Below are 5,481 nucleotides of genomic sequence, written 5' to 3' on the forward strand. Positions count from 1 at the left end.
CCTGTTCGAGGATGACGTGGGCGTTGGTTCCGCTGATCCCGAACGACGACACACCCGCCCGACGCGGACGCCCCACCTCAGGCCAGACACGCTCCTCCGTCAACAACTCGACCGCACCCGCCGACCAGTCCACATGCGACGACGGCTCATCCACATGCAACGTCCGCGGCAACACCCCATGCCGCATCGCCATCACCATCTTGATCACACCAGCCACACCAGCAGCAGCCTGCGTATGACCCAGATTCGACTTCAACGACCCAAGCCACAGCGGCTCCTCACGCCCCTGCCCATACGTCGCCAACAACGCCTGCGCCTCAATCGGATCACCCAACGTCGTACCCGTACCGTGACCCTCCACCGCATCCACATCAGAAGACGACAACCGCGCATTCGCCAACGCCTGCCGAATCACCCGCTGCTGCGAAGGACCATTCGGCGCCGTCAACCCATTCGACGCACCATCCTGATTAACCGCACTCCCCCGCACCACCGCCAGCACACGATGCCCAAGACGCTCCGCATCCGACAACCGCTCCAACACCAACAACCCAACACCCTCACCCCACCCCGTACCATCAGCCGCATCAGCAAACGCCTTACACCGACCATCCACCGCCAGACCGCCCTGCCGCGCAAACTCGGTGAAGAGGCGTGGGGTGGTCATCACGGTTACCCCGCCGGCCAGGGCGAGGGTGCACTCACCGTTACGCAGCGACTGCGCGGCCAGATGCAGCGCCACCAACGACGACGAACACGCCGTATCCACACTGATCGCCGGACCCTCAAGACCGAACGCGTACGCAACCCGACCGGAGAGGACACTGACCGCGGTTCCCGTACCACCGAAGCCGGCCAGCTCTTCCGGTACGTCCGTCACCCATGAACCGTAGTCATGGGACATCACTCCGGCGAAGACTCCGGTCCGGCTGCCCCGCAGCGATGTCGGATCGATCCCGGACCGCTCGAACGCCTCCCACGACGTCTCCAGCAACAACCGCTGCTGCGGATCCATCGCCACCGCTTCCCGCGGCGAAATCCCGAAGAGGCCTGGGTCGAAACCAGCGACGTCATCCAGGAACCCGCCGGCGTGAAAGAAGTCCTCAGCATGGGAGTCCATGTCCCAGCCGCGATCGGTCGGAAACGCCACGATCCCGTCCTGGGCGCCGACGACCAACCCCCACAAGTCGTCGGGGGACATGACGTCACCGGGGTATCGGCACGCCATGCCGACGATCGCGATAGGTTCGTTCGTGTCGACCGTGGCCAGGGCGGTCTCGGTCGAAGCCGCGTCGCCCACCAGCTCCGCCCGTAGAGACTCGGCAAGCTCAGCAGGGGTCGGGTAGTCGAATACGAGGGTCGCCGGCAACCGCAGGCCGGTGCTGGCCGAAAGACTGTTGCGCAGTTCCACAGCAGTCAGTGAGTCGAACCCGAGCTCGGCGAAGGTTCGCCTGTTCTCCAGAGCCTGCGGCGAGACGAAACCGAGAACCGCCGCAACCTGAGTTTGTACCAGGTCCAGCAGTACAGGGATTCGGTCTTCCTCAGCCACAGCCAGGATCCGCTGTCGCAAGGACGGAGCCTCGGCACCGGAAGCGGCCTTCGTCCGGCGCACCGGGGCCTGAAACAGACCGCGCAACAGCGGCGGCAGCGCGCCTGCGGCAGCCCGCTCGCGGAATGCCGTCTGGCTCAGCCGGATCGGCACGAGGAGCGGGTGTTCATAGCCGAGGGCAGCGTCCAGCGAAGCTAGACCGTCCGCGGTGGACAACGGGAGCATGCCTGCCCGTTCCATCCGCGCATGGTCCATCTCCGTCAGTTCTGCCGACATCCCGCCGTGTTCGGCCCACAGTCCCCAAGCGATCGAGGTGGCCGCGAGGCCTTCGACCCGACGGTTGTGCGCGAGCGCGTCCAGGACGGTGTTGGCCGCGGCGTAGCTCGCCTGGCCCGCGCTTCCCAGCACTCCGGCAGCGGAGGAAAACAGCACGAACGCGGCCAGTCCGAGGTCGCGAGTCAGATCGTGCAGGTTGAGGGCGCCGTCGACCTTCGGCCTCAGCACTCGGTCCACTCGCTCCGGCGTCAAAGAGGCGATCACGCCATCGTCGATCAAGCCCGCCGCGTGCACTACAGCGACCAGCGGATGCGCCGCCGGAATGTCTGCGAGTACGGTCGCCAGCCGGTCGCGATCGGCAACGTCGCAGGCGACCAGCTGGACAGTTGCGCCAAGTGCTGTCAATTCGCTCTGCAGATCGGACGCGCCGGCGGCAACCGCGCCCTGGCGGCTGAGCAGCAGCAAGCGGCGCATCCCGTGGACGGCGACAAGGTGGCGGGCGACCACCGAACCGAGCGCCCCGGTGGCCCCGGTGATAAGGACGGTCCCGTCGGGATCGAGCTCGGGTTCGGTCGCGTCAACCGACACGCTGGCCCTGGCCAACCGGGCGACGTGCACTACGCCGTTGCGCACCGCCATCTGAGGCTCGTCGGCCTCCAGCAGGGCCCCTAGCTCCAGCTCCCAGTCGTCGGGGCCGCCCAGATCGACCATGACAATGCGGCCAGGGTGTTCCGTCTGTGCGGAGCGCAGCAGACCCCATGCGGCGGCCTGCGCCAGATCGGTGGGCTCCCCGGCATCCACGGCGACGGCGTTGTGGGTGACGAACACCAAGGGGTGTTTTGCATGATCCGGGTCGGCGAGCAGTTCGTTGAGCAGCCTCAGCACCGTATTGACGACGTCGCGAGGACTGCCGTCCGCAACCATCACCACATGGTGGGGGTCGTCCTGCTCCCGGGCGGCAATGGCTACGGCCGGCCATGTCGGCCGGTAGAGCGCGTTGGTCCAGGAGTCCTGAAGTGCCGTGGACGGAAGGTCACGGAGGGTGAGCCGGTCCACAGTCGCCACCGGTTGGCCCAAGGAGTCTGCCACTACGAAGGAGAACGCGTCCTCCCCCTGCCTGGTCGTCCGCACCCGGAGTGCCGTGGCACCGGTGGCCAGCAGCGATACGTCGGACCAGGCGAACGGCAGCTGCGGCCGTCCCGAGTCGTCGGCGAGCAGTGCCGCAGTCTGCAGTGCCGCGTCGAGCAGCGCCGGGTGGAGGGCAAACCGGGCTGCCTCCCCCTTCGCCTCCTCCGGCAGGCTGACTTCCGCGTAGACCTCGTCTCCGGCGCGCCATGCCTCACGGACGCCCTGGAACACGGGACCGTAGCTGAAACCTCCCTGGTCGAACTGGTCGTACAGTGTCTCGACTGAAACCGGTTCGGCACCGGGCGGGGGCCACTCAGTCATGGGCTGCGGAGCCGACTTGCCGCCTGTTCCCAGCACACCGCGAGCGTGCAGCGCCCACGCGTCGTCTTCCGCAGCCTCCGGCCTGGAGTGGATGGTGAGGGTACGCCGTGACATGTCGTCCGGTGCGGACACCGCGAGCTGGATGTACACGCCTGCCGACTCAGGCAATACGAGCGGCGCTTGGAGGGTGAGCTCGGTCAGCTCGTCGCAGCCGAGCTGTTCGCCGGCGCGCAGGGCCAACTCCACGAAGGCCGTGCCCGGCAGCAGTACGGTTTCTCCCACTACGTGCTCGGCCAGCCATGGATGCGTCCTGAGCGAAAGCCGACCGCTGAACAGGTAGCCCTCAGAGTTGGCGAGTACGGTCATGGCGCCCAGCATCGGATGCTCGACCGAACCGAGTCCGGCCGACGCCACATCACCGGTTGCGGGAATGTCGTCGAGCCAGTAGTGCTGGTGCTGGAAGGGGTAGGTCGGAAGGTCTACGAGCGGCTGGGGCCCCAGGAACCTGGTCCAGTCCACGGGGATACCTGTCACCTGCAGCCGCGCCAGCGCCCTCGCCACGGATCCTGACTCGTCGCGGTCCCTGCGCAGAGTGGGAATCACAGCCGCGGTGTACGCCCCTGCCTCAAGCACACTCTCGATCATCGGTGCGAGCACCGCGTCGGGACCGAGTTCGAGGAAGGTGCCCACGCCCGCCTCGGCCATCGCCCGGACCGCGTCGGCGAAACGTACCGTCCCCCTGACCTGATCCACCCAGTACTGCCCATCGGTAATCCGTTCGGTCGCGACCACCTCACCGGTGAGCGTGGAGACGACCGGAATACCGGGATTCCGGAATGACAGATCCCCGACAAAACGCCCGAGGTCGGCCAGCATGGAATCCATGAGCGAGGAATGGAACGCGTGGCTGACAGCCAGACGCTTCACCTTCCTGCCCATTCCGGCGAAGTACCGCACGCACGCGTCCACCTCAGCCGAATCACCGGACACCACGACCGCCTGCGGACCGTTCACCGCCGCAATGTCCAACACGATGCCCTGTGCGGCCAGCCAGTCGACGATCTCACCCTCATCGGCCTCTACCGAGGCCATCGCTCCCTCATCCGGCAGCGCCTGCATCAACCGGCCACGTGCCGCCACCAGGGCAGCCGCGTCCGCCAACGACAGCACACCTGCCACATGCGCCGCGGCGATCTCACCGACCGAGTGACCGGCCACGAAGTCCGGGGATATGTCCAGGAACCGGAACAACGCCACTTCCAGCGCGAACAGCGCGGGCTGCGTGTAGCCGGTCCTGTCCAGCTCCTCCGCCCCGGCGAACATCACCTCTCGGATCGGCCGGTCGAGATGCCGATCCAACTCCGCACACACCTCGTCCAGCATCCTCGCGAAGGCCGGATGGTGCCGGTACAACTCGGCGCCCATGCCCAGCCGCTGCGCCCCCTGTCCGCTGAACAACACGCCGACGCGCCCTTGCACCAAAGGCCCCGTCACCACATTCGCCGCGCCTTCTCCCACGGCCAGCGCGGCCAGGCCCTCCGTCAGGGTGCGGTGGTCCTCGGCCAGCACCACCGCCCCGCAGTCCAGCGTGGCTCGGGAAGCGACAAGCGACCACGCCAACGCGGTGAGGTCGGCTTCCTCCAGCTCCAGAATCTGCTGTGCCTGAGCCCGCAGGGCGGCATCTGTCCGGGCCGACAGCACCACTGGCAGCAAACCTGCCGAGCAGGCCGGCTCAGGCGTCACGGGCACAGGATCAGTCAGCTCAGGCGCCTGCTCCAGAATCACGTGCGCGTTCGTCCCACTGATCCCGAACGACGACACACCCGCCCGACGCGGACGCCCCACCTCAGGCCAGGCACGCTGCTCCGTCAACAACTCGACCGCACCCGCCGACCAGTCCACATGCGACGACGGCTCATCCACATGCAACGTCCGCGGCAACACCCCATGCCGCATCGCCATCACCATCTTGATCACACCAGCCACACCAGCAGCAGCCTGCGTATGACCCAGATTCGACTTCAACGACCCAAGCCACAGCGGCTCCTCACGCCCCTGCCCATACGTCGCCAACAACGCCTGCGCCTCAATCGGATCACCCAACGTCGTACCCGTACCGTGACCCTCCACCGCATCCACATCAGAAGACGACAACCGCGCATTCGCCAACGCCTGCCGAATCACCCGCTGCTGCGAAGGACCATTCG

The 5,481-nt window shown here is 66.9% G+C and carries 1 protein-coding gene; it reads right to left on the reverse strand.

What is annotated here, in order from left to right:
- On the reverse strand, nucleotides 1-5,458 hold a 5,458-nt coding region (locus tag G3I54_RS03125; protein ID WP_343240259.1), incomplete at its 3' end, for a type I polyketide synthase.
- Nucleotides 5,459-5,481 lie beyond the last annotated feature (23 nt).

The sequence above is a fragment of the Streptomyces sp. SID14515 genome, from assembly GCF_010548505.1.
GTDB lineage: Bacteria > Actinomycetota > Actinomycetes > Streptomycetales > Streptomycetaceae > Streptomyces > Streptomyces caviscabies.